This is a genomic window from Celeribacter baekdonensis (genome assembly GCF_900102315.1).
Classification (GTDB): Bacteria; Pseudomonadota; Alphaproteobacteria; order Rhodobacterales; family Rhodobacteraceae; genus Celeribacter; species Celeribacter baekdonensis.
In genome coordinates this window covers 227,690-251,858 of record NZ_FNBL01000001.1, presented here as the reverse complement: position 1 = coordinate 251,858, position 24,169 = coordinate 227,690, and the positions used below count along the sequence as shown (strand labels likewise).

The 24,169-nt window shown below is 59.9% G+C and carries 22 protein-coding genes; 14 read left to right on the top strand and 8 right to left on the bottom strand.

Going from position 1 to position 24,169, the window contains the following annotated elements:
• Window positions 1–53 precede the first annotated feature (53 nt).
• The 4 genes from BLT54_RS01245 to BLT54_RS01230 form a co-directional block, all read right to left on the bottom strand.
• The gene (locus tag BLT54_RS01245; RefSeq protein WP_074640278.1) at window positions 54–1,232 is read right to left on the bottom strand and encodes an ammonium transporter; all 1,179 of its coding nucleotides are present in this window, start codon (window positions 1,230–1,232) and stop codon (window positions 54–56) included.
• A 179-nt stretch (window positions 1,233–1,411) separates the two neighbouring features.
• Entirely contained in the window at window positions 1,412–1,897 is a 486-nt protein-coding gene (locus tag BLT54_RS01240; protein WP_074641389.1) for a CinA family protein, read from the bottom strand.
• Window positions 1,897–2,394, bottom strand: coding sequence for a phosphatidylglycerophosphatase A family protein (locus BLT54_RS01235; RefSeq protein ID WP_074640276.1), 498 nt, complete (start codon window positions 2,392–2,394; stop codon window positions 1,897–1,899). The genes BLT54_RS01240 and BLT54_RS01235 overlap by 1 nt, the downstream gene beginning before the upstream one ends.
• A 43-nt stretch (window positions 2,395–2,437) precedes the next feature.
• A complete protein-coding gene (locus tag BLT54_RS01230) occupies window positions 2,438–3,646 on the bottom strand; it encodes a bifunctional 2-C-methyl-D-erythritol 4-phosphate cytidylyltransferase/2-C-methyl-D-erythritol 2,4-cyclodiphosphate synthase (RefSeq protein WP_074641387.1) in 1,209 nt (402 codons plus the stop codon).
• A 167-nt stretch (window positions 3,647–3,813) separates the two neighbouring features.
• Between BLT54_RS01230 and dusB the strand changes: the two genes are divergently transcribed.
• The 10 genes from dusB to BLT54_RS01180 all read left to right on the top strand — a co-directional run bounded on the left by dusB (window position 3,814) and on the right by BLT54_RS01180 (window position 16,446).
• A complete protein-coding gene (dusB, locus tag BLT54_RS01225) occupies window positions 3,814–4,794 on the top strand; it encodes a tRNA dihydrouridine synthase DusB (RefSeq protein ID WP_143026705.1) in 981 nt (326 codons plus the stop codon).
• The gene (locus BLT54_RS01220) at window positions 4,791–5,873 is read left to right on the top strand and encodes a two-component system sensor histidine kinase NtrB (protein ID WP_074640274.1); all 1,083 of its coding nucleotides are present in this window, start codon (window positions 4,791–4,793) and stop codon (window positions 5,871–5,873) included. The genes dusB and BLT54_RS01220 overlap by 4 nt, the downstream gene beginning before the upstream one ends.
• A gap of 105 nt (window positions 5,874–5,978) precedes the next feature.
• Window positions 5,979–7,355: a response regulator gene (locus BLT54_RS01215; protein ID WP_009571243.1), complete on the top strand. Its 1,377-nt coding sequence runs from the start codon at window positions 5,979–5,981 to the stop codon at window positions 7,353–7,355.
• A 178-nt stretch (window positions 7,356–7,533) separates the two neighbouring features.
• Window positions 7,534–9,756: a sensor histidine kinase NtrY-like gene (locus tag BLT54_RS01210; RefSeq protein ID WP_074640272.1), complete on the top strand. Its 2,223-nt coding sequence runs from the start codon at window positions 7,534–7,536 to the stop codon at window positions 9,754–9,756.
• Between the two features lie 23 nt (window positions 9,757–9,779).
• Complete coding sequence (gene ntrX, locus BLT54_RS01205) at window positions 9,780–11,183, top strand: nitrogen assimilation response regulator NtrX (protein WP_074640270.1); 1,404 nt, start codon at window positions 9,780–9,782, stop codon at window positions 11,181–11,183.
• Between the two features lie 96 nt (window positions 11,184–11,279).
• Complete coding sequence (trkA, locus tag BLT54_RS01200) at window positions 11,280–12,656, top strand: Trk system potassium transporter TrkA (RefSeq protein WP_074640267.1); 1,377 nt, start codon at window positions 11,280–11,282, stop codon at window positions 12,654–12,656.
• Entirely contained in the window at window positions 12,656–14,203 is a 1,548-nt protein-coding gene (locus BLT54_RS01195; protein WP_074640265.1) for a TrkH family potassium uptake protein, read from the top strand. The genes trkA and BLT54_RS01195 overlap by 1 nt, the downstream gene beginning before the upstream one ends.
• Before the next feature lie 159 nt (window positions 14,204–14,362).
• Window positions 14,363–14,596, top strand: coding sequence for an RNA chaperone Hfq (gene hfq, locus BLT54_RS01190; protein ID WP_009571238.1), 234 nt, complete (start codon window positions 14,363–14,365; stop codon window positions 14,594–14,596).
• A gap of 223 nt (window positions 14,597–14,819) precedes the next feature.
• On the top strand, window positions 14,820–16,118 hold the full coding sequence (gene hflX / locus BLT54_RS01185; RefSeq protein ID WP_083351634.1) for a GTPase HflX: 1,299 nt from the start codon (window positions 14,820–14,822) through the stop codon (window positions 16,116–16,118).
• A 1-nt stretch (window position 16,119) separates the two neighbouring features.
• The gene (locus BLT54_RS01180; RefSeq protein ID WP_074640263.1) at window positions 16,120–16,446 is read left to right on the top strand and encodes a hypothetical protein; all 327 of its coding nucleotides are present in this window, start codon (window positions 16,120–16,122) and stop codon (window positions 16,444–16,446) included.
• Between the two features lie 6 nt (window positions 16,447–16,452).
• On the opposite strand, the gene BLT54_RS01175 is transcribed toward BLT54_RS01180, so the two are convergent.
• From BLT54_RS01175 to BLT54_RS01165, 3 genes are all read right to left on the bottom strand, one after another.
• Window positions 16,453–17,013 carry a sugar O-acetyltransferase gene (locus tag BLT54_RS01175; protein WP_074640261.1) on the bottom strand — a complete coding sequence of 187 codons (561 nt, stop codon included), beginning with the start codon at window positions 17,011–17,013 and terminating at the stop codon, window positions 16,453–16,455.
• Between the two features lie 38 nt (window positions 17,014–17,051).
• A complete protein-coding gene (locus BLT54_RS01170; RefSeq protein ID WP_074640259.1) occupies window positions 17,052–17,366 on the bottom strand; it encodes a DMT family transporter in 315 nt (104 codons plus the stop codon).
• A 152-nt stretch (window positions 17,367–17,518) separates the two neighbouring features.
• The gene (locus BLT54_RS01165; RefSeq protein WP_074641379.1) at window positions 17,519–19,990 is read right to left on the bottom strand and encodes a penicillin acylase family protein; all 2,472 of its coding nucleotides are present in this window, start codon (window positions 19,988–19,990) and stop codon (window positions 17,519–17,521) included.
• A 144-nt stretch (window positions 19,991–20,134) separates the two neighbouring features.
• Here BLT54_RS01165 and BLT54_RS01160 point away from each other — a divergent pair, with 144 nt between their 5' ends.
• From BLT54_RS01160 to BLT54_RS01145, 4 genes are all read left to right on the top strand, one after another.
• Window positions 20,135–21,007: an NAD(P)-dependent oxidoreductase gene (locus BLT54_RS01160; RefSeq protein WP_074640256.1), complete on the top strand. Its 873-nt coding sequence runs from the start codon at window positions 20,135–20,137 to the stop codon at window positions 21,005–21,007.
• Between the two features lie 71 nt (window positions 21,008–21,078).
• Entirely contained in the window at window positions 21,079–21,783 is a 705-nt protein-coding gene (locus tag BLT54_RS01155) for an RlmE family RNA methyltransferase (RefSeq protein WP_009571231.1), read from the top strand.
• Between the two features lie 2 nt (window positions 21,784–21,785).
• On the top strand, window positions 21,786–22,868 hold the full coding sequence (locus tag BLT54_RS01150; RefSeq protein ID WP_083351632.1) for a hypothetical protein: 1,083 nt from the start codon (window positions 21,786–21,788) through the stop codon (window positions 22,866–22,868).
• Between the two features lie 80 nt (window positions 22,869–22,948).
• On the top strand, window positions 22,949–23,434 hold the full coding sequence (locus tag BLT54_RS01145) for an RrF2 family transcriptional regulator (protein ID WP_074640253.1): 486 nt from the start codon (window positions 22,949–22,951) through the stop codon (window positions 23,432–23,434).
• A 121-nt stretch (window positions 23,435–23,555) separates the two neighbouring features.
• On the opposite strand, the gene BLT54_RS01140 is transcribed toward BLT54_RS01145, so the two are convergent.
• Window positions 23,556–24,059 (bottom strand): gluconokinase, encoded by a 504-nt coding sequence (locus BLT54_RS01140; protein ID WP_074640251.1) that lies wholly within the window; start codon window positions 24,057–24,059, stop codon window positions 23,556–23,558.
• Between the last annotated feature and the right edge of the window lie 110 nt (window positions 24,060–24,169).

The following is a 24,169-nucleotide window of genomic DNA, read 5'->3' as shown; positions in this document are numbered from 1 at the left end:
AGGTGAAAAAAGGCGGGAGAAACCCCGCCTTTTGCTGTTTTATGCCGTGAGCCTCACGAATTATGATCATAGGCGCTTTCACCGTGTTGGGCGAGGTCAAGCCCGGTGTGTTCCATGTCCGCATCGACCCGAAAGCCGACCAAAACCTTGGTGACATAGACCAATGTCACGGTCACAACGGTGGTGAACAGGCCGACAATCACCAAGGCACCAAGCTGCGCCATCCAGGTGCCCGCACCAAAAGCGGCGATCATGACCGTGCCGAAAATCCCGCCGACGCCATGGACCGCAAACACATCGAGCGTGTCGTCGATCCGCAAATTGCCGCGGATCAGATTGACCATTTCCTGACAGAGAATGCCCGCGATCGCACCAATCACCAGCGCCTCAACCGGGGTGACAAAGCCCGAGGCCGGGGTGATCGAGGCCAGCCCGGCGATGGTGCCGGTGACGATGCCGACAAGCGAGGCTTTGCCATATTTGATCCGCTCCCAAAGCGCCCAGGTCATTGACGCGGCGGCAGCCGAAATATGCGTCACGGTGATCGCCATTGCGGCCCCGCCATCGGCGGCCAATTGCGACCCGCCGTTGAACCCAAACCAACCGACCCAAAGCATCGCCGCCCCGATCATCACATATCCGGGGTTGTGCGGCGGTTTGGTGTCCACTTTGCGCCGACCCAGCATCACCGCGATGATCAACGCCGCCAAACCTGCGGTTTCATGCACAACGATCCCGCCGGCAAAATCGCGCGTGCCCGTGGCGCCGAAAATCCCGCCATCGGCCAAAAAGCCGCCGCCCCAAATCCAATGGGCCACAGGCGCGTAGCACAACAGCATCCAAAGCCCGGAAAAGGTCAGCACGAAACCAAAGGAAATCCGTTCGACATAGGCCCCGACAATCAACGCCGGGGTGATGATGGCAAAGGTCATTTGAAAGGCGAAAAACAACACCTCGGGCAGGGTGCCTTTTGCGGTGCCAGCGTCGATGCCGAAGAGAAAGATTTTGCCCAAACCGCCCCAGTAGCCATTGCCCTCACCAAAGGCGATGGAATAGCCGACCGCGAGCCACAGTAGGCTCATCAAACAGGCGATGGCATAGACATGCATGAACACGCTCAACACATTGCGCGCCCGCACCAGCCCGCCGTAGAACAGCGCCAATCCCGGCAATGACATGAATAAGACAAGTGCCGTGGCGACAAGAATCCACGCTGTATCCGCTCCGACCATATTCCCCTCCTAAGGTCAAAATTTACGCTTAGTGGCGCGTAAAGCGTCTTTGTTGGAGGTTAAAAAAGGGCAATGATGGATTCATCGGGGTTAAAAATAGAGCAAAATACAAAAAGGCTAAAAAATATCCTTAAAAATAATCTCACGCATAAAAAATAGTCGAAAATGGAATTCCGACGTCAGGCAGGATGCGTCAAAGCCGCTTTGAGCAGGCACAGCGCATGGATCACCGTCTGCGCACGCACATTGGAGCGCCCCAAAGCGCCAAATTCGACCGTTTCAACGCGGCACGCCCGGCCCGTCTGCGCCAGTCCAAAGCACACCCGGCCTTCGGGTTTGTGCTCCGATCCGCCCGGTCCGGCGATGCCCGTCACCGACACCGCAAGTCCCACACCTGCGCGCGTCAAAGCGCCCTCTGCCAGCTCGCGCGCGATCTGTTCGGACACCGCGCCATGGGCGTCCAATGTGGCGGGGAGGATGCCCAGCATCTCGATTTTGGCGGCATTGGAATAGGTGATGAACCCGCGATCCACCACGTCGGAAGACCCGGCGATTTCGGTCAGCGCGCCGATGATCAACCCGCCGGTGCAGCTTTCGGCGGTGGCGATGGTCACGCCTTGTGCCCGCGCCAAGGCCAAGACCTCTGTTGCGAGTTCGACCGTTATCACAGGATAATCCCGTGATAGACGCCAGCAAAGGCCACAACCACAATCGCGGCAAAGACGCCGGCGATCACATCGTCCAACATCACGCCCAAAGCGTCGCCACGGCGGTCCGCCTTGCCAATGATCCAGGGTTTCCAAATATCGAACAGGCGAAAGGCCAAAAAGGCGGTGGGCCAGGCGGGCCAAAGCGCGGTCGAAGCCGTGCCTGCCATGGCCGAGCCAATCGCGACCGGCAACAGCGCAATCCATTGACCGACCAGCTCGTCTATGACGATCTCGGAGGGATCGTGGTTGTCCGCCCCCTTGGTCATCACGCCCGTGGCCCAAAGCCCGGCCACAAAGGCGACGACAATGCCGATGATCACACCGGGGACGCCAAAGGCCAGATCCAGCGCCCAAAACAGCGGCACAGCGGCAGCAGAGCCCCACGTGCCCGGAGCAGGGGTCATATAGCCGACGCGGGCGAGGGTGGCGATCAGTTCTGCAATGGGTTTCATGTCAACGATCCTTGATCAGCGCTGTGTCATCAATGCGGCTTTATCAGCGCTGCTTTATTAAGGCAGCGGTGGCCAGCGCGGCAATGCCTTCTTCGCGCCCGGTGAACCCGAGCCGCTCCGAGGTGGTGGCTTTGACAGACACTTTATCCATCGCGATGTCCATAATCTCGGCCAGGGCCAGCCGCATCGCCTGTGCATGTGGCCCGATCTTTGGTCGCTCACAGACCAAAGTGACATCGCAATTCATCATCTCATAGCCCTTGTCGCGCGCAAGTTTGATGGCGTGACGCAGGAAAATATGGCTCTCGGCACCTTTCCATTGCGGATCCGTTGGCGGGAAATGTTGACCAATGTCGCCCTCCGCCAATGCGCCGTAAATCGCATCGGTCAGGGCGTGCATCCCCACATCGGCGTCCGAATGCCCCTGAAGGCTGCGGCCATGCGGCAGTTTCACACCACAGAGCCACACATGATCGCCCGCGCCGAACCGGTGCACATCATAGCCATTGCCAAGCCGAAATTCCATGCCCTGCGTCTCCTTCTGTCCCGCCCGGTGTGCCGCCTCGCGCGCGGCCAAAAGCCGCTCTGCGCGGGTGAAATCTTCGGGATGGGTGATTTTAAAATTGTCTTCGGAGCCTTCGGTGATCGTCACATCCATCCCGGCCTTGCGCGCCACTTCGACATCATCGGCGGCCTCGCCGCTATGCGCCTGATGGGCGCGCAGGATGGCGTCAAAGCCAAAGCCCTGCGGCGTTTGGGCGCGAAACAACCCGGCCCGCTCGCGCGTGCCCTCCACAATCGTGCCGCTTTCATGCTCTGCACCGACCCAAAGCGCATCCGTGACGGCCAAGGCCGGGGCCGCGCCAGAAGACCCGGCGTCGAGCGCCGCGATCACCGCTTGGATCACTTGATGCGGGACCAGCGCGCGCGCCGCGTCATGGATCAACACCTGATCCACGCCCTGACCGTTCAGCGCCGTGAGCCCGGCTTTGACCGAGTCGGATCGGCGCGCGGCCCCCGGCACAAGGTCCACCTTTTCAAGGGTTTGCGCCAAGCTCAGATCGTCCGGGTGATGCACCACCATGATCACATCGACCAGATCGCGAAACGCCGCCACCGCATGATCAATCACGCGGGCATGGCCGACCGCTTGCCATTGTTTGGGCAAAGCTCCGCCCGCGCGGGTGCCGCGTCCGGCCGCAACGATCAAAGCGGCGCGTTTTGTCGGTCGTCTGGTGATCCGGTCTGTCATGCGATTGGGATAATCGGTGACGCTCAGCCTTGCAATGGCGCTGTTTTCACTGCCAGTGTGATTAAATTTTATGCGATAGCCTGTTTTCGCACTTTTTTTGCCCTCATTCCTTTGCGACTCGCACAAGTGAGCGCTACCCCTGTTTGAAATGCACAAGGATTAATCGCTTGCCCGTTCGTTTGGCGCACCTCACCCTCGACCCGCCGGTGTTTCTGGCCCCTATGGCCGGAATCACCGACCTGCCGTTCCGCGCGCTTGTCGCCTCTTTTGGGGCGGGGCTTGTGGTGTCTGAAATGGTGGCCTCTCACGATATGGTCAACGCCCGGGCCGGATCACGCGAAAAGGCCGAGTTGGGCTTTGGCGTCGACAATACCGCCGTGCAATTGGCCGGGCGTGAGGCGCATTGGATGTCTGAGGCCGCCAAAATGGTCGAAGCCAACGGTGCCAGGATCATCGACATCAATATGGGCTGCCCGGCGAAACGTGTGGTTTCGGGCTATTCCGGATCGGCCCTGATGCGCGATCTGGACCATGCTTTGAGCTTGATCGAGGCGGTTGTGGCCGCGGTGTCGATTCCGGTGACGTTGAAAACCCGGCTGGGTTGGGATGACGCGCTGCGCAACGCGCCGGAACTGGCGCGCCGCGCCGAGGCGGCGGGCATCGCGATGATCACCATTCATGGCCGCACCCGCTGTCAGCTCTACAAAGGTCAGGCCGATTGGGCCGCGATCCGCGCCGTCAAGGACGCGGTCAGCATCCCGGTGATCGCCAATGGCGACATTGTTTCCACCGACGCCGCACGCCGCGCGCTTGTGGCCTCGGGGGCCGATGGCGTGATGATCGGACGCGGTGCGCAGGGGCGACCTTGGCTTTTGGCGCAAGTCGCCGCCAATCTGACCGGCGCCCCCGCGCCGATTGCGCCGACTGGCGGTGATTTGGCCGATCTGGTGGCCGGGCATTACGAGGCGGCCTTGGGCTTTTACGGCACGGAGCTGGGCGGCCGGGTGATGCGCAAACATTTGGGATGGTACATGGATGAGGCGGGCACGATGGATGAGTTGCGGCGGCGGATTTTGACCGCGAAAGCGCCCAAGGCCGTGTTGGACCTCTTGCCTGACGCGTTTTGCACAGAAGGACTTGCCGCATGAGTGATGCGCGTTTTGACACGCTCTGGCCCTCGCTGCCCGTACCGGCGCTGATGATCAACGAGGCCGATCAGATTGTTGAGATCAATTCGAGCGCCGAGTTGTTCCTCAATGCCTCGGCCAAATCGCTCAAGAACGTGCCGGTGTTTGACAAATTGGCCATTGACGCGCCGCTGGAAGAAGCCTTTTCGCGGGTCCGTCGCGACAACTCGGCGATGTTCATCAACAATGTCGATGTCTCGGGTGGCAACGCCGCCCCGGTGCAATGCAATATCCAGATCGCGCCACTACAAGGCGTCGAGGACTGGTTGATTCTGTTGATGGAACCGCGTCAGATCGCGGATCGTCTGGGGCGCTCGCATCAGGTCAAAACATCGGCGCGCTCTGCCATTGGCATGGCGGAAATGTTGGCCCATGAGATCAAAAACCCGCTGGCGGGTATCACCGGAGCGGCCCAGCTTTTGTCGATGAGCCTGACGCCTGAGGATTTGGAACTCACCGATTTGATTGTGGCCGAAAGCCGCCGGATCGTCGCCCTGTTGGAGCAGGTCGAACAATTCGGCAATCTGCGCCCGCCGGAAAAGCGCCCGATCAACATCCATGACCTGTTGGACCGTGCCCGCAAATCCGCCGAGCTGTCCTATGCGGCCTCAATGAAATTCGTCGAGGAATTCGACCCCTCGCTGCCGCCGACCTTTGTCGATGGCGATCAGTTGTTGCAGATTTTCCTGAATTTGTTCAAAAATGCATCAGAAGCTGCGGGAAAAACCGGCGGGACGATCCGTTTGCGCACCTTCTATGACCTGTCACTGCGCCTGCGCCGCAAAGATGGCTCGGGGGCGGCCCTGCCGCTTCAGGTCGAGATTATTGATGATGGCCCCGGCCTGCCGCCGGAGATTGCCGCAGATATTTTTGAACCTTTCGTTTCGGGACGTGAGAATGGCACGGGGCTCGGACTTGCTTTGGTCTCAAAGATTATTTCCGACCATGAGGGTTGGATTTCCGTGGACTCCGTGCCCGGTAAAACAGTGTTTCGGATTTCTCTCCCCGTCGCGCCGCGTGATGAGCGCGCCGATGGATAAGGAGGGGCGTCATATAAGTGTGAAAATCCCCGTTCAAAAGGGGCAGAGCGCGGAACAGGACCTTATTGGCCTGATCCCAACGCGAGACGGACAAGGAGAACGATAATGGATGGTACGATCCTCGTCGCGGATGACGACCGCACAATCCGCACGGTTTTGACCCAGGCGCTGACCCGCGCCGGGTGTAAAGTCCATGCGACCTCATCATTGGTGACCCTGATGCGCTGGGTGGAAGAGGGCAAAGGCGATCTGGTGATTTCCGATGTGATCATGCCCGATGGCAATGGGCTTGAGGCCCTGCCGCGCATCGCGGAACTGCGTCCCGGCCTGCCGGTGATCGTGATTTCGGCGCAAAACACCATCATGACCGCGATTCAGGCCGCCGAAGCGGAGGCCTTTGATTACCTGCCCAAACCGTTTGATTTGCCGGATTTGATGAAACGGGCGGCGAAAGCGTTGGAGGTCAAACGCCGCGCCAATCCGGCGCCCTCGACCGCCAAAGCGCCTTCGGAAACGGTGCAGGAAGACCTGCCTTTGGTGGGACGCACGCCCGCGATGCAGACGCTCTATCGTTTGGTCGCCCGCGTGATGAACACCGATCTTCCGGTGCTGATCACGGGCGAAAGTGGCACGGGCAAATCCCTGATCGCGCGTGCCATTCATGATTTCTCCGATCGGCGCAGCCTGCCGTTTGTGGTGGTCTCTGCCTCTGATCTGGCAACGATGGAAGGTCCGGCGACGGTGATTTCGCGCGCCAAAAACGGGTCTATTCTGTTTGATGAGGTCGGCGATCTGGACGAGGACGCGCAAGCGCGGATCGTGCGGATGCTCGACAGTTTCACCGACAATGCGCCGCGGATCATGGCCACGTCTCAGGCCGATCTGGGCGCGAAAATGGAAAACGGCGCCTTCCGTCAGGACCTGTTTTACCGTTTGGGCGGGGTGACGATTTCGGTGCCCTCGCTGCGCGAACGGGTCGACGATATTCCGCTTTTGGCCGATTTCTTTTTGGGCAAGGCCGAGCGCGATGGCATGGCGGCGCGCCGCTTTACCAATGAGGCGCTCGAACTTGTCCGCGCCTACAGTTGGCCCGGCAACGTGCGTCAGTTGGAAAATACCATTCGCCGCCTGATCGTGACCGCTCCCGAAGAGGAAATCACCCGCACCGAAGTCGAATTGGTTCTGGGCAATCAGCCCGCGATGGAGCCTTTGCAGGGCGGGGGCGAGGGCGAAAAGCTGTCGTCGTCTGTGGCCAAGCATCTGCGCCGCTATTTCGACCTGCATGGCGGGGTTTTGCCCTCACCGGGTCTGTATCAGCGCATTTTGAAAGAAGTCGAAGGGCCTTTGATCGAAATTGCGCTCGATTCCGTTGGTGGAAATCAGGCCAAATGTGCCGACTTGCTTGGCATCAACCGCAATACCTTGAGAAAAAAGATCAACGACCTCGATATTCAGGTGACACGCCGCCGCAAACTGATGTAAATAGGCCACATCCGTGGTGATTTGGGCGCAGTGACAGGAATATCACGCTGCTGCGTCCTTGGTGCCACGGTGTGAGGGGGCGTTTTCGGCACCGGATCATCGGGCCAAGGCGCTCCGGTGGACCAGTACGAGGTGGGCTTTGGCACAGACAATCGGCAAGCAAAGCTGGAACAGGCTCATGCGCCTGCGGCGCCTGCGTCGGTTGCAAAATGCCGCGACTGTCGCGGTGTTTGTGTTGGGGCCGATCTTGGCAATCTCGACCTTTTTGGTGCTTGGCCCGTTGGATCACGGCCCCGCATCGGGGTCGCTGCGCGCCGTGCTTTTGGCCGATGTGGTCTATGTCCTTGTGGTGGCGGGGCTTGTTGCCCAACGCATCGCTCGGGTCATTGCCGCACGGCGCGCCCATTCCGAAGGCTCGCGGCTGCACCTGCGCCTCTCTGGCGTCTTTGTTCTCCTTGCCCTGATCCCGACCATCACGGTCGCGATTTTTGCCGTGGTGACGGTGAATTTCGGCCTTGAGGGCTGGTTTTCGGATCGGGTGCGCAATGTGGTCGGCTCCTCGTTGGAGGCGGCCAAAGCCTATGAGGCCGAGCATCACGACGGTCTGGCCGAAGACACGCGGGCGCTGGCCAATTTCATCATCGAGCGTCGTCGGTCCATGACGATCCTGCCCGATGGCGCGCTGCGTCAGGTGCTCAATCAGGGGCAGGGGCTGATCCAGCGCGGCTTGCGTGAGGCTTATGTGATTGATCGCACGGGCGACATCCGGGCACGCGGTGAACGCTCCTATCTGTTTGACTATGAACAGCCCTCAGAGGCGGATTTGCGCCGGGCTGAAACCGGCGAACTGGTGCTTATTGACGATTGGGACCGCAACGAAAGCCGCGCCTTGCAGCGGCTTGCGGGCTTTTCGGATCGCTATCTTTATGTCACCCGCGATGTCGATGGCAAAATCCTCAACCTGCTTGACGATACTCAGGATTCCATCGCGCTCTACAATCAGTTGGAAAGCGAACGCGGGCGGCTTTTGTTTGAATTTGGCCTTTTGTATCTGGGCTTTGCGATTATTTTGATCTTGGCCGCCACCTGGCTTGGCCTGTGGTTTGCCGAACGTCTGGCGCGGCCCATCGGGCGGCTGGCGGGAGCGGCGAAACAGGTCGGCGAGGGCGATTTGTCGGTGCGGGTTCTGGTCGAGGATGGCGATGATGAAATCGCCACGCTGGGTCAGGTGTTCAACCAAATGACCGGCCAGCTCAACATCCAGCGCAACGAACTTTTGGACCGCAACGAACAGATTGACCGCCGCCGCCGCCTGTTTGACTCGGTGCTCTCATCGGTGACGGCGGGGGTGATGGGGCTGGACGCCGAGGGGCGGGTGACCCTGTCCAACCGGTCGGCGCACGCACTTTTGTCCGTGGGGGAGCGCGATGTGACGGGCGAGGCCCTTGCCGTGGTGGTGCCGGAATTTGGCCCGCTGTTTGACGCGCTGCGCAGTCAGGCACGCGAAGTGGTGCAAGAGGAAATCCGGTTGATCCGCTCCGGCGCACAGGAAAGCCTGTTGGTGCGCATCGCCACGCGGCGCGATGTGAACGGGTTGCTGGAGGGCTATGTGGTGGTGTTTGACGATGTGACCGATCTTGTGTCGGCTCAGCGTTTGGCCGCCTGGGGCGATGTGGCGCGCCGGATCGCGCATGAAATCAAAAACCCGCTGACGCCGATCCAATTGTCGGCCGAACGTATTCTGCGCAAATTTGGCAAGGGATTGTCCGAAGAGGGCCGCGCCGATTTGGAACAATACACCTCGGTGATCGTGCGCCAGACCGGCGATTTGCGCCGCATTGTCGATGAGTTTTCGAAATTCGCCCGGATGCCCTCGCCCGAACGGCGCGATCATGATCTGGTCGAATTGGTCAAAGGTGCCGTGTTGTTGCAACAAAATGCCCAACCCGATGTGACCATCACCGCCGAGATCACGCCGCGTTCCGCTTGGGCCGAGGTGGATGCGACGATGATCGGCCAAGCGTTGACGAATTTGATCAAGAATGCCGGTGAAGCCATTGAAAGTCTTTATGAAAATGGCATGCCAGAGGGCCACACGCCACATATCCATGTGGCCTTGACGCGCGACGGCACAGAGGCGGTGGTGACCATCACCGACAACGGGATCGGCCTGCCCGAAGATCGCTCGCGCCTGTTTGAACCCTATGTGACGACACGCGCAAAAGGCACGGGATTGGGCCTGCCGATTGTGAAGAAAATCATCGAGGAACACGGCGGCTCTTTGACGCTGACAGACGGCGTGCCGCTTGATCCCTCGGGACAGATCGGGGCACGGGCGACATTGCGCCTGTCCTTGATCGCAGAGGTGGAAGTAGATGAAAAACAAAAGCTTGCAGTATAACGTTGAGGTAAAGGGTGTGACACATGGCTGACATTTTGATTGTCGATGACGAACGCGATATCCGTGAACTGATCGGAGATATTTTGCGCGACGAAGGCTATGAAACGCGCTTGGCGTCGAACTCTGAGGACTGTCTCAAAGAGATCAATGATCAGGTGCCTTCGCTGATGGTGCTCGATATTTGGCTGAAAGACAGCGGCATGGATGGGATCGACATTCTCAAACATGTCAAACGCGAACATCCCGATGTGCCGATCATCATCATTTCCGGTCATGGCAATATCGAAATTGCCGTGGCGGCGATCAAACAGGGCGCGTATGACTTTATTGAGAAGCCGTTCAATATTGATCAGTTGATGGTCGTCGTTGGCCGCGCCATGGAGACCTCGCGGTTGCGGCGCGAAAACGCCTCGCTCAAACGCTCCGGCGGGGCTGAGGTTGACATGATCGGCGTGTCCTCGGCGTTCAAACAGCTTAAACTCAACCTCGACAAGGTGACCAAATCGAACGGGCGGGTGATGTTGACCGGGCCTGCGGGGGTCGGCAAAGAGGTGGCGGCGCGATTTATTCACACCCATTCCGACCGCAAGGACGCAGCCTTTGTGACTGTGTCCTCGGCCACGGTCGAACCCGACCGGATGGAAGAGGTGCTGTTTGGTCGTGAAAGCCCGGAACGTGGTATTGAGAAAGGCTTGTTGGAGCAGGCTCATGGCGGGGTGATCTATTTCGACGAGGTGGCGGATATGCCGCTTGGCACCCAATCGAAGATCCTGCGCGTGCTGGTCGATCAGCGGTTTACCCGCGTCGGCGGCACGGCGAAAGTGTCGGTCGATCTGCGGGTGATTTCGTCCACTGCGCGCGATCTGGCGGTTGAGATTGCGGCGGGGACGTTCCGTGAAGAGCTCTATCACCGGCTGAACGTGGTGCCGATCGAGGTGCCCGCGCTGGAAAAACGCCGCGAAGACATCCCGGAATTGGCCAATCATTTCATTGAGATGCTCAACCGCACCCAGGGTCTGCCGCTGCGCGCGCTCTCCGAAGATGCCGCCGCGATGCTGCAAACGATGACCTGGCCGGGCAATGTGCGGCAGTTGAAAAACGTGATCGAACGGGTGTTGATCCTGGGCGAGTCATCGGGCGACATTGAGGCCGAAGAATTGCCGTCGCAAGATGTCAGCAGCGAGGATGACACTCGCGCCATCCTGTCGCCCGCCATTGCGACCCTGCCTTTGCGAGAGGCCCGCGAATTGTTTGAGCGCGAATACCTGTTGACGCAAATCAACCGGTTTGGCGGCAATATCTCCCGCACCTCGACCTTTGTCGGCATGGAGCGCTCGGCGCTGCACCGCAAACTCAAATCCCTGGGCGTGATGACCGGTAACAAACAGGGCGGGCGGGTCGCCTATGTCTCGGAAGACGCCGAGTGAAACCCGTGCGTCCTGCGAGACGAGTTGACCAAAAGGTTCAGACATGACAAGCCTCACAGGTGAAACGACGATGTCAAAACAGTCAGGGATGATGCAATGAAAGTCATCATTTGCGGCGCGGGGCAGGTGGGGTGGCAAATCGCCAAACAGCTCTCGGGCGAAAAAAACGACGTGACCGTCGTCGACAACAATCCCGCTTTGGTGCGGCGTGCGACCGATACGTTGGACGTGCAGGGGATCGAAGGCTTTGCCTCGTACCCGGATGTGTTGGAAAAGGCGGGCGCACGCGATGCCGATATGATCATCGCCGCGACCTATTCCGATGAGGTCAATATGGTCACCTGTCAGGTGGCGCATTCGGTCTTTGCCGTGCCGCGTAAAATCGCGCGGCTGCGGGCGCAAAGCTATCTGACCGCGATTTATTCCGATCTTTACCGCCGCGATCACATGCCGATTGACGTGGTGATCAGCCCGGAAAAAGAGGTGGCCGAGGCCGCGCTGCGCCGTCTGGCCGCGCCCGCCGCCTTTGACACCCAAGCGTTCTTGGCGGGCCGTGTGCATCTCATGGGCATCTCCTTGGTCGAAGATTGCCCGGTGCTCAACACCTCGCTGCGCGAATTGTCCGATCTGTTTTCCACCCTACGCGCGATTGTCGTGGGTGTGCGCCGCGACGGGCGTTTGTTTGCGCCCGAACCGAATGACCAACTCTATGCGGGGGATGCGATTTATGTGTTCACCCACTCGGACGACATTACGCGAACCCTTGAAATCTTTGGCAAAAAGCAAGGCAAACAAGACCGGGTCGTGATCCTTGGCGGCGGCAATGTCGGCCTTGCCGTGGCACAGGCTTTAGAGGCGCGCACCGACCGGGTGCGGGCCAAGATCATCGAAAAAAACCGCAAAGTGGCAGAACGCGCCGCCGACAGTTTGGAGCGCACAATCGTCTTGAATGGCGACGCTTTGGACCAGGAACTGCTATCGGAAGCGGGCATCAGCCGCACCGACGCCGTGCTTTGCGTCACCGACGACGATAAGGTCAATATGCTCTCCGCCGTGCGTGCCAAACAGGCGGGCTGTTCGATGGCGATCTGTCTGGTCAACGACCCGACCTTGGTGCCGATCCTCACCGCGCTCGACATCGACGCCTATATCAACCCGCGCGCCACCACCGTCTCGTCGATCCTGCGTCACATCCGCCATGGCCGGGTGCGCAATGTCTATTCGGTGGGCGAGGGCGAGGCCGAGGTGATCGAGGCACAGGTGCTCTCCACCTCACCAATTTCCGGCAAGCGGATCAAAGACATCGCCTTCCCCGAAGGCGTCTTGATCGGCGCGATTGTCAAAGGCGATAAATACGTCAAACCCACGGGCGACACCCGCGTTGATGAGGGCGATGTGATCACCATCTTCTCGCTCGCCGCCGACGTGCCTGAGGTCGAACGCCTGTTGCAAGTGTCGATCGACTTTTTCTAATGAACCGCTTTGCGCGCATGCCATTTTTTGTCCAGCTGATGCTGGTCTCGGGGACGGCGATGATGATCCCCGCGGCCTATGCCATTGGTCTGCGCGAATGGGACGATGCCCGCGCTTTTGTCTATGCGGCGGTGTTGTTTTCCTCGCTGGCGATGTTCATTGCCATCGCCCGGTTTCGCCCCGATCGCACCGAAGACCGCGACAGCGCGGGCGACCGCGACCGTGAGGGCCGCAATCAACTTTTGACGCTTTTGGCGACCTATACGTTGTTGCCGCTGATCCTCGCCGTGCCCTTTGACGAGGCGACCAAAACCACCACCTATTTCAACTCTTATTTCGAAATGGTCTCGGCGCTGACCACCACGGGGGCGACGCTGTTTGACGATCCGGCGCGGCTGTCACGACCGGTGCATCTTTGGACGGCGCTGGTCGGTTGGCTGGGCGGTTTGTTTGCTTGGGTCACGGCCGTGGCCGTGTTGGCACCGCTGAATCTGGGCGGGTTTGAGGTGATTTCCTCGCGCGAACCGGGCCAAAGCGAGACCCGCGCCTCACAAATCACCCGCATCGCCGCCGCCCCCGAACGCATGGCGCGGTTCACCGCCAAATTGTTCCCGATCTATCTGGGGCTGACCTTGGCGCTGTGGTTTGCGCTTTCCATGGTCGGCTCATCAGCCTATGTCGCGCTCTGTCACGCGATGTCGGTCATGGCCACCTCTGGCATCTCGCCCGTGGGCGGGTTGGAGAATGGCGGCGCTGGGTTTATGGGCGAGCTCTTGGTCTTTGCCTTCTTGTTTTTGGCGCTGTCGCGCAAAACCTTCACCGCCGATCATCCGCGCCCCGATGCGCCGCCTTTGTGGCGCGACCCGGAGATGAAAATCGCGCTGGCCCTGATGATCACCGTGCCGATTTTCCTGTTCTTGCGCCATTGGGTTAGCGTTTTGGAAGTGTCCGGCGATTGGACGTTCTGGCGCGCTCTGTCCTCGCTGTGGGGCAGCTTGTTCATGGTGCTCTCTTTCCTCTCAACCGCAGGGTTCGAAAGCGCGGGCTGGGCCGAGGCGCGGCTGTGGTCCGGCTTGCAAGCGCCGGGCGTGTTGTTGATGGGGCTGGCGATCTTTGGCGGCGGCGTGGCGACCACGGCGGGCGGGGTGAAGCTGATCCGGCTTTACGCTTTGGTGCGCCACGGCGAACGCGAGATCGAAAAACTGATCTCACCGCATTCGGTCGGCGGCGCGGGTGCCAATGCCCGCCGCATCCGCCGCGAAGGCGCTTATGTCGCATGGGTCTATTTCATGGTCTTCGCCTTCACCATCGCCTTTGTGATGATGTTGCTGGCGCTGTTTGGTGTGGAATTCGAAGAGGCGGCGGTGTTTACCATTTCGGCGCTGACCACCACCGGACCTTTGATCAAGGTCGCAGGCGAAGCCTCGATGAGCTACGCCTCATTGTCAGACCCGCAAAAGGTGATCCTGGCCGGAACCATGGTTTTGGGGCGGCTTGAGATGTTGGCGATTATTGCCCTGTTGAACCCGGAATTCTGGCGGCGTTAGTGGCCGCAGTGACGCAAAATTGTGCCGCCTTTCCCGGCATCTGGCCAAAATTCATGCCGTTATCTTGACATTCCTTAAGAACTCCTGCGAACGTGTCACCAAGTGCTGTCGCCCGAGGGACAGCTCGCATCATAAGCGCAAGAATAAAGGCAAAGTATCATGGCCGGCGACAAACAGAATCTCCAGGACGCATTTCTCAATCATGTCCGCAAAACCAAAGTTCCCGTAACAATTTTTTTGATCAACGGCGTCAAGCTTCAGGGCGTGATCACATGGTTTGACAATTTCTGCGTCCTTCTGCGTCGCGATGGTCAAAGCCAGCTTGTGTATAAACATGCGATCTCGACCATAATGCCGGCGCAACCGATCAATCTCTACGACGGCGAAGAGTAAGCGGTAGGGCTGTGCGACGTCGCAGCCTTAGCGTGCCTTACGACGCATGAAACCGGCGTTCAGTCCGGGGTGGCACGGGCCTTTGGGGCTGTGCCTCTTTGCGTTCATGGGTGTGGCACCCTTGTAAATTGGCGTGCAAACCGCTACCTGCGGCAGAGTAGAGATTGGGTGAAATCAGGGGCGAAAATCGCCCGTGACCACCCGCAACCCCTAAGGAACACGATTGTCTGAACTGCACGAACATGAGGTGTTGAAGACCCGCGCATGGGTCATCCACCCGGATATTACATCAGATCGCAGCCGCCGCGATCCGGTCGCGGGGCTCGAAGAGGCCGTGGCCTTGGCCGATGCTTTGCCCGAGCTTGAGGTGGTCGGCTCCGAGATCGTGCGTCTGCCGAAAATGCAGCCGGGGCAACTGTTTGGCTCGGGCAAAATCGCCGAACTCAAAGAGCGGTTGAACGCGGCCGAGGTCGATTTGGTGTTGATCGACGGGCGTGTCAGCCCGGTGCAACAGCGCAATCTTGAGAAAGAGTGGAAGGTCAAACTTCTCGACCGCACGGGGCTTATTTTAGAGATCTTCTCCGATCGCGCCCGCACCCGCGAGGGTGTGTTGCAGGTCGAAATGGCAGCCCTCACCTATCAACGCACCCGTTTGGTGCGGGCCTGGACCCACCTTGAACGGCAACGCGGTGGTTTGGGCTTTGTCGGCGGTCCCGGCGAGACCCAGATCGAGGCCGACCGTCGCGCCATTGACGATCACCTGCTGCGGCTCAAACGCCAGCTTGAGAAAGTCGTCAAAACCCGTGAATTGCACCGCGCCGCGCGCGCCAAAGTGCCATATCCAATCGTGGCGCTGGTGGGCTATACTAACGCCGGGAAATCGACGTTTTTCAACAAGGTGACCGGCGCCGATGTGTTCGTCAAAGACATGCTCTTTGCCACGCTCGATCCGACCATGCGCTCGGTGGTTTTGGAGGCCCCGCAAGGCGGCACAGACCGCGAGATCATCCTCTCGGATACGGTGGGCTTTATCTCCAGCCTGCCGACCCAACTTGTCGCCGCCTTCCGCGCCACGTTGGAGGAGGTGTTGGATGCCGATCTGATTTTGCATGTGCGCGACATTTCCCATGAGAAAAGCGACGAACAGGCGGCGGATGTGCGCAAAATCCTCTCTGATCTGGGCATCAAAGAGGATGCACCGATGTTTGAGGTCTGGAACAAAATTGATTTGTTGGACGATGAGGCGCGTCAGGCCCGGCTTGAGCGCGCCCAGTCTGAGGACGATAAATTCGCCATTTCCGCGGTGACCGGCGAAGGGGTGGCCGATCTTTTGGCTGCCATTTCGAAATATTTCGAAGAGGAAAAAATCAGCCGTGACCTCCTGTTGCCCTATGCGCAGGGCAAACAACGCGCTTGGTTGTTTGCCGAGGGTGTGGTGGAACAGGAAACGGCGACCGAGGAGGGGTATCAGATGACGGTGCTCTGGACCCCGCGGCAAGAAAAGCAATTTCGGGAGATGTAAGATGGCGGAAAAAAGGACTGCAAAACTCTATATGCTGTTGCTGGAAGCGACGGCAGGACCGAAGATCGCCAAACGCCCCGGTCTGCGCAGGCCGATCATCGGCTTTGTTGTCGCCCCGGCACATGGCGTGGCTTTGGAACATGCCGTGTTCAACCTGCGCGCTCAAGGTTGGGACAAAGTGAATGTCAAAAATTGCAAAGCCGTCTCCGCCAACCCCGCCTTGCTGAAAGACCCCGATCAAAAGACTGCGGCTGAGAAGGCACTGAAAAACGGCGCGGCGTTCATCGTCTTTGCGGGCAAGGTCAAGCCGGGCAAGATGGACGCCTGACCTAAGTCAGCTTTCTCTGGGCGGCGTCACCACCCGCGCCGGATTGCCGACCACGGTCACGCCAGGGGCCACATCGCGGGTCACAACACTGCCCGCGCCGACAATCGCGCCATCGCCGATGGTCACGCCGGGCAAAATGATCGCGCCGCCGCCGATCCAGACATCTTGTCCAATGTTGACGGGCAGGGCGCGTTCGATCAATTGGCCTCGCAGCTTTGGGTCGCGGTGATGATCGGCACAGTAGATTTGCACATTGGGCCCCAACATGGAGCGCGCGCCAATCTCCACCCGGCCACTGTCCAAAATCACGCATCCAACGTTCAAAAACGCCGCGTCGCCCAGATGGATGTTGAGGCCATAGACGCAATGAAACTGGCCTTCGATCCGGGCCGTGTCCGGGGCTGTGCCCAAAAGCGCGCGCAGCTCGGGCGCGATATTGCCACGGGTGGAGGGCAGGGTGGTGTTGTGGCGGTGAACCGCGTCAAAGACCCGCAATCGCCGCGCATCCAGCGCCGGATCAAGGCAACAATACCACTCCCCGGCTTGCATCTTTTCAAACTCGTCCATCGTCTCTCACCGGATGAAACCGCCGCGGGCTGCGCGGCTCAATGTGAGAGTTTCATGGTCACAATCCCGGCTAAAATCAAGCCCGCCGCGATCAAACGCGGCAGGGTGGCCGCCTCGCCCAGCACGACAATGCCCACAATAAACGCCCCGACCGCGCCGATCCCGGTCCAGATCATATAGGCTGTGCCCAAGGGGAGGCTGCGCATTGCCATGGCCAAAAGGGCAAAGGAACTGAGCGCAAAGATGGCCGTCAGCGCGGTGTCCAACGGGCGGGTGAAGCCGTCTGATTGTTTCATGGTGAAGGCCCAGGCCACTTCGAGCAGCCCAGCGATGGTCAGATAGACCCATGCCATATGATGATCCTTTGTGCGCATGTGTTTCGGCAAGGATGCGGCAGCGCGGCGCGTCTGGCAAGATGTTGGTTAAAAATATTTCCGGTTGGGAAATAAATGCGGACTATGCCACAGGATCAGCCCAGATGCAGGGCCGATCCTCTTTACAGCTCTCACTGATCTTGCGCATCCGCCGGGGTCAAATGCGTCACCCCCACACCTGCCGCGCGCGCCAGATCCGGGTCCAAACTCATCGGCACATATTCACCACGCCGCCACAGCTCGCCCAGATCATCGTAATGACGCGACAGCGGATGCCCCGATTGCCCGGTGGCGGTAATAAACACCGAACTGTCGGGATCGGCAAAGTCATAGACGCCGCGATAGGCCGCGCCGTGCACGTTGGCAAAGGGATCGTCAGCCTCGCCAGAGGTCACGCCGCGCATCAAGGTGTTGTCGCCGCCCGAAGTCGATTGCCGGATGTTCACCACCCATTTGAGGAACGGGACATTGCCCAAAACCGGGTGGTTGTGCTGGGCAATATGCGCATCCCCCCAGCGCAGGCTTTCGAGATTGGTCGAATATTGCTCGCCAATCCATAAAAGTGCATCGTCCAAGGCGAGCCGGGCAATGTCGGTACAGGTCTCGACCGGGGCGGATTGCAGCACGTCACACCACACAGAGGCCCCGCCGATATTGCGGTAGACCCGTTCGATAAACAGCGGCTCGACATGGGTGAACTCATGCGACAACGGGCCGATCTCGTCGCGGATCAGGCGATCTTGCAGCGCCCGCATCCACGCATAATAGATCAAAGGTTCGGGCAGATGTTCGTTCATCTCGCCGTTCCATTCCGCCAAAAGGTCAAGCGCGCGTTGGCGTTGACGCTCAACCGTGCCCTCAGGAGCCGCCTCGCCGGTGAACCAAAGATCGGCCCCAACCAGCGGCAACAAAGCCCGCGCCGAGGGCGACACCACATCGTTTTGCACCTCGATAAAGCTCTCGCGGGTGTGGACTTCGCGCGATTGCATCAGCCGTTGCCACCGTTGAATGCGCTGACTGTCGCCCCAATGATAGGACAGGTGGTCGGGGAAGGGGGCGTCGATGGTTTTGTTGTTGGTGTTGCCAATGATCTCATCCGGCCCCGCGTCGAACTCTGGCAGATCGTCATAGCTGCGCCAGCCCTGCCAGCGGTTGGTTGCGATCCAGCCGGGGGTGGGAATGCGGCCCTTGGATTGATGCGTGGCGTCACGCAAAGGCGCGCGCCCGATGACTTTCATCGCCACCTGATCCGGGTCACTGAGCGCCAGATTGAGCGCCGGGGCGGCAAAATCGCGCCCCGCCGCCAAGGCCTGTGTCATCGTATGGGCGTGGTTCAGCGCCACCACCGCCGACATCGAACGATCATCCGACACCAGCGCCGTCCAAGCCACCGACATGACATGGCCCGGCGGCGTGATCGTGCCCACGTCAAAGGCGCTTTGTGGCAAGATCGGTCCGTTTTCGGACCATTGCAGCGTCAAGGTCACCGGCGCCGCATCTTTGATCTGAATGATCGAGGGCCGCGTGCGCAGCGGTTTGAACCCAGCCGGGGTCAGGACTTCGTCCGATGTGTCCGGGTTGAGCTTTTCGACATACAGATCGGCGTCATCAAGATAGGCGGCGGTGATGCCCCAGCCAAAATCCTCGCCGCGCCCCGACACAATGCCCGGAACCCCCGGCACAGTCGCGCCAATCACGCCGCCCGTGGCCAGTTCAAGCCGCGCCAAATACCATGCCCCCGGAGCGGAAAACCCCAGATGCGGGTCATTGGCCAAAAGCGTCGCACCCGAGGCGGAGCGGCGGGGGGAGGCGGCCCAAACATTGGACGCGCCCGCAAGCCCGGCTTTGGCAAAGGGTGCGAGCGCATAGTCGGTGCCGGAGTTGGCGGTGAAGGGCGCGACATCGGGGAAAAGCGCGGCGTATTTGGGCAAAACTGCGCTGCCCTGACCCGGCGCATCGGGCATCAGATCGGCCAGCCGTTCGGGCGAGATCAACAAAGAGGTGCGTGCGCGCAAAACCTCGTTGGGGATTTGATCGGAAAGCTGCACCGCGACGAGTTTGAGAATGGCGATGGAATCAGCGGGCCGCCAATAGGCAATCTCTGTCGGGAACAAAAAGAACTCCGGCGCACCGCGCCCCAAAGAGCCTTTGTTGACCTCTTCGATCCAGGCATTCACGCCGCGCGCATAGGCTTCGAGTGCCGCCGTGGTTTCGGGCGTTTGCGCCGCAACCGAAGACTCCGCCGCCGCATAAAGCCCAAGACGGCGCATCAATTCGTCGGTGGCAAAGGTGCGCGGGCCGTAGACCTCAGAGAGCTTGCCCTGCGCCGTGCGCCTGAGCAACATCATCTGAAACAGCCGATCCTGAGCATGCGCAAAGCCCAAGCCATAATAGACATCGGCATCCGTGGCGCCAAAGATATGCGGCACATTGGCATTGTCTCGGGCGATTTCGACCGGGGCGGAAATCCCCGCGACCGTATGATCCGCGTCATAATCGGGCAGGGACCGCGAGGCCAACCAATAGGTCAACCAAATGCCCAGGACCGTGATGATCACAAGGGTGGACACGAGTTTGAGCAGCAAAGAAAAAATGCGGGGCATGGAGGGCATGGAGAGGGGCATGGGATCAGTCGTGTTGGGTCGGACCCGGGGGGGCCGCTGTGCGGATATGGTGTTGACGCGCCGCCCCGATGGGCTACGCTTCTGGCCTCGCGTTAAAGCACATAGATTGCAAAGGGGAAAGCCATGGCGAAAGTCGGATTTTTGGGTTTGGGCGTCATGGGATACCCGATGGCCGGGCATTTGGCCGCCAAGGGCCACGATGTCACCGTCTATAACCGCACCAGCGCCAAGGCACAGGCCTGGGCCGAGGCGCATGAGGGCGGATATGCCACCACCCCGCGTGAGGCGTCTGAGGGGTGTGATTTCGTCATGGCCTGTGTCGGCAATGACGACGATCTGCGCTCGATCTGCCTTGGGCCGGATGGGGCCTTTGCGGGGATGAAAAAAGGTGCGATTTTTGTCGATCACACCACGGTCTCCGCCAAAGTTACCCGCGAACTGGCCGAAGCCGCCGCCGCCTTTGGCATCGGCTATGTCGACGCCCCGGTGTCGGGTGGCCAAGCGGGCGCGGAAAACGGTGTGCTCTCGGTGATGTGCGGTGGCTCTGAGGCGGATTTTGCGGCGGCAGAACCGGTGATGGCCGCCTATGGCAAGATCGTGAAACTTTTGGGCGCGGTCGGCATGGGCCAGACCGCCAAAATGTGCAACCAAATCTGCATCGCGGGGCTGATGCAAGGCCTGTCCGAAGCGCTGCATCTGGCGGAGAAATCCGGGCTGGATGGCGAGGCTTTGGTCGAAGTGATCTCAGGCGGAGCCGCCGGGTCGTGGCAAATGGTCAACCGCCACAAAACCATGTTGGCGGACGAATACAACCACGGCTTCGCCGTCGATTGGATGCGCAAAGACTTGGCGATCTGCCTTGCCACGGCGGATGAGGTCGGCGCGTCCTTGCCTGTCACCGCATTGGTCGATCAGTTCTACAAAGACGTCCAGAAAATGGGCGGCGGACGGTGGGACACGTCGAGCCTGATGAAGCGGCTGAAGGCGTTTGAGTGAGGGTGTAACACCCCCTTTCCCCCATCCCCATCCCCCTGCTATAAGGTCCTTGATCAAAGGACCCAAAACACATGACCGAAAAGAAAAGCTCAGGACGCGGTGCGCGCGAACTGCGGGTGAAGGTGAAATCGGCGCGGGGGCGGAAACTCTCGTCGACGCTTTGGCTTGAGCGCCAACTGAACGACCCCTATGTCAAGCGGGCCCATGATGAGGGCTACCGCGGGCGGGCGGCGTTTAAGATTTTGGAACTCGACGACAAATTCCGCTTTCTCGTGCCCGGCGCGCGGGTGGTTGATCTGGGCTGTGCGCCGGGCGGGTGGTGTCAGGTGGCGGTCAAGCGGGTCAACGCTTTGGGCGAAAAATCCGGCAAGAAAATCGGAACTATTCTGGGCGTCGATTTGCAACAGGTTGATCCGATCGCGGGCACTGAAATTCACCAACTCGATTTCATGGAAGACGACGCCGATCAAAAGGTCAAAGACTGGCTTGGCGGCAATGCCGATGTGGTGATGTCGGACATGGCGGCGGCCTCGTCGGGGCACAAACAAACCGACCACCTGCGCATCATGGCGCTGTGTGAGGCGGCGGCCTATTTTGCCTTTGACGTCTTGGAGCCGGGGGGCACGTTCGTGGCCAAGGTGCTGGCGGGCGGTGCGGAGGGCGATTTGCAAAAGCTGCTCAAACAGAAGTTTGAAAAGGTCGTGCATGTCAAACCGCCCGCGTCGCGTTCGGACAGTTCGGAAAAATTCGTTGTGGCCACTGGATTTAGGGGCTGATCTTGGAGCGTTGGCTGAGGATTCAAGCCGGGCCTGCGGACCTGGCCTTTGATCCTGAGGTCGGCAATATTCGCCGCTTTTCTCTGGGCGGTCATGACATCTTGCACACCGCCCATTGGGTCGGAACACCTTCGGCGCAGGCTGCCGACAGTGTGATCGACGCCCATCTGGCGGGGGATTTTCTGGCGGCTCCCTTTGGCACCTCCGATCTTGTGCCTGACCCGCCGCATGGCTGGAGCGCCAATTCGCGCTGGCATCTGATCAGCCGCTATCAAGGCGCGGGATGTGCGGGGATGAAACTGATGTTGGATCACGACATCATGGGTGCGCGGGTGACGAAAGACATCCGGCTTTGCGAAGACCACCCCGTGCTCTATCAAACCCATGTGATCGAAGGCGGACCGCATGAGGCAACTGCACCGGGTGGGCTGACCTTTGCTCATCACCCGATGATCCGCGTCTCACCCGGCGATGCCATTGCCACTTCGCCCAAACGTGCCGCTTTGACGCCAGAGACCCCTTTGGAACCGGCGCATATCCTGGCCTATCCGGGGCGCAGCACCGATCTGACGCGCTTTCCCGCCGCCAATGGCGGCACGGTGGATCTAAGCCAGTATCCGCGCGGCAGCGGGCATGAGGATTTCGTCACTTTGGTGGAAGCTGAGGCCGGGGTCGGTTGGACCGCCGTGACCCGTGCGGCACAAAATGACATTATCGTGGTGCTCAAAGACAGCGCGGTGATGCCGGTGACGATGCTGTGGATCTCCAATGGCGGGCGCGATTATGCGCCGTGGGACGGGCGCCATGACGGGGTTTTGGGCATCGAAGACGGCTGTACGGCCGGGGCGGAGGGCCACAAAGCGGCGCTTGGCGACAATGCGATTGCCCGCGAAGGCGTCCCCACTGTGCTCATCCTCGCACCAAACACCCGCCATACCCTGCGCCATGCCATTGCCGTTCTGCCGCGCCCGCAGGGGTTTGATGGCGTAAAATCGCTAACGATCCGCGAAAATCGGCTTGTTTTGATCGCAATCAACGGGTCCGAGACGGAAATTCCATTTGAAGGCGGTTATTTCTCTATTTGAAATATACCTTTCTGATGTAGATCAACGTGGCACAAAGCACCGCTTTATAAGGTGCCACAGATCTCACAGGGAGTCCTGCCATGCGGCTGACAATCCGAACCAATCTTGCCATGCGTGTGTTGATGGCCTGTGCCGTGAACACCGGCCATATGGTGCGCCGTGCCGAGATCGCCAAGGCGGCGAATGCATCCGAAAACCATTTGGCGCAGGTGGTGCATCTTTTGGCCAATGAGGGCTATATCGACACCACGCGCGGGCGGTCGGGCGGCATCGCTTTGGCGCGCAGCCCCGACAGCATCACCATCGGCGATGTGTTTCGCCATTTCGAAGCGGGCGTGCCCTTTGCCGAATGTTTCGCGGGCGATGACAACACCTGTCCGCTCAGTGCCGTCTGTCGGTTGCGCGTGGCGCTCACGGCGGCGTTAGAAGCGTTTTACGGCGTGTTGGACAGCATGACCTTGCAAGATTTGATTACAGACAATGCCGGTCTTGAGGCGCTGTTGATCCTGCCGCAGCCGGATATGATGTTGCCGCAGGGCGGCTGTACGATTGCGCCACAGCTTTGAGGTCAGGCGGTAGTCTCTGATCCGGCTCGTCAGCGCCAGTCCAAACAGGCCAGTGCCAATGCCAGTGCCAATGAAACCCAGTCGCCAGCGCGCGCAGCGTGATCCATGCCATAACCGAGAGCTAAGGCCCTGAGCGGCCCATCCTTGCAAGGCGTGCAAGAGCGGCGTCCAGCACCGTGTCAAAACTTGCCGTAGCGTCGACCTCGATCACATCGGGTTCGTTGATGGGCGGTTCCAACGTGGCAAATTGGCTGTCGATCAGGACGGCGGGCATGAAATGATCCGCGCGGGCGCTGACGCGGGTTTGGGCCACATCGAAGGGCAGGGCGAGGTGGATAAAAACCACACCCGGCGCGCCGCGCAGCCGATCCCGATAGGCGCGTTTGAGGGCGGAGCAGGAGACCACGACACCCGCGTCATGCGCCAACTCTGCCGCGATCCGCTCCAGCCACGGGGCGCGCATCGCGTCATTCAAGGGCCGCCCTGCCGCCATCATTGCGCGGTTCTCCGGCGGATGAAGATCGTCACCCTCGACAAAGCGCCGCCCAAGGCGGGCGGCCAGTGCCCGCCCGATCGTGGATTTGCCACAACCGCTTACCCCCATGATGACAAGGCTCTGAGCCATGGTTTTTGCCTGTCCTCTGTTTTGTTTCTTTGTTCTGTCACGTTGTTCTATCAAGTAGTTCTATCAAGGGCATAGGCCCAGACAAAGCCCCTGATGTCTGTAAGACAACG